We start from the raw sequence: 1,333 nt of genomic DNA, 5'->3' as shown, positions 1-1,333 counted from the left end.
GGGTACGGGGGCTGCCCCGGCTGGGCGTAGGGCTGTCCGGGCACGGGCTGTCCCGGCATGGCCTGTCCGGGCATCGGCGGGGCCGCGACCGGCGGCGGGTTGCCGTCGGAGGTCCACAGGCCATGTGCCTGCTGGTGGCGGGTGAGGTCCTCGGCGACCATCGCCGCGAGGTTGAAGTACGCCTCGCGCACCTTCGGCCGCATCATGTCGAGGTCGACCTCGGCACCGGCGGCGAGATGCTCGTCGAACGGCACGACGACGACGCCCCGGCAGCGCGTCTCGAAGTGCGACACGATGTCCTCGACCTTGATCATCTTGCCGGTCTCGCGGACCCCGGAGATGACGGTGATCGACCGCGAGACGAGGTCGGCGTACCCGTGCGCGGACAGCCAGTCCAGCGTCGTGCTCGCACTGCTCGCCCCGTCGACCGACGGCGTCGAGATGATGATGAGCTGGTCGGCGAGGTCCAGCACACCGCGCATGGCGCTGTACAGCAGACCGGTACCCGAGTCGGTGAGGATCACCGGGTACTGCTTGCCCAGCACGTCGATCGCGCGCCGGTAGTCCTCGTCGTTGAAGGTCGTGGACACGGCCGGGTCGACGTCGTTGGCGATGATCTCCAGACCGGAGGGCGCCTGGGACGTGAACCGCCGGATGTCCATGTACGAGTTGAGGTACGGGATCGCCTGGACGAGGTCACGGATGGTGGCTCCGGTCTCCCGCCGAACCCGGCGCCCGAGGGTGCCGGCGTCCGGGTTGGCGTCGATCGCGAGGATCTTGTCCTGCCGCTCGGTGGCGAGCGTGGAGCCCAGCGCGGTGGTCGTGGTCGTCTTGCCGACGCCGCCCTTGAGACTGATGACCGCGATCCGGTAGCAGGACAGCACGGGCGTACGGATCAGGTCCAGCTTCCGCTGCCGCTCGGCCTCCTCCTTCTTGCCACCGATCTTGAATCGGCCGCCACCGGCCGCCGGACGGCTGCTCTTCGCCTTCTGCTTCTTGCTGTTGAGCAGCCGGTCGGACGACAGCTCCACGGCGGCGGTGTAACCGAGGGGTGCCGCACCGGGGTTGGTCGGCTGCCGCTGGTCGTGCTGCATGGGCTGCGGCCAGGCGGCACCGGAACGGGGGTCCACCGGGTGCTGCGGCGGCTGCTGCCCGGCGTGCGGCTGCCCCGACGGGTCGGGCTGCCCGGCATGCGGCGGCTGAGCCCCGGGCTGCGGCTGGGCCTGCGGGGCCACGCCGGGCTGCGTCTGGGGCTGTGGCTGCTGGGCCGGCGGCTGCGGGAAACCGTAGCCGCCCTGGGCGTTGGGGGCGCCGGGGTGCGGGAAGCCGTAAC

At 71.3% G+C, this 1,333-nt stretch carries 1 protein-coding gene; it reads right to left on the bottom strand.

The annotated features are described in order from the left end of the window. On the bottom strand, window positions 1-1,333 hold a 1,333-nt coding region (locus tag C1J00_RS43285; RefSeq protein ID WP_180989924.1), incomplete at both ends, for a MinD/ParA family ATP-binding protein.

Origin of the sequence: Streptomyces cahuitamycinicus, assembly GCF_002891435.1 — a bacterium.
In the GTDB taxonomy this organism is placed as follows: domain Bacteria; phylum Actinomycetota; class Actinomycetes; order Streptomycetales; family Streptomycetaceae; genus Streptomyces; species Streptomyces cahuitamycinicus.
The sequence above is the reverse complement of the archived record's forward strand: the minus strand, read 5'-3'. Positions and strand labels throughout refer to the sequence as shown.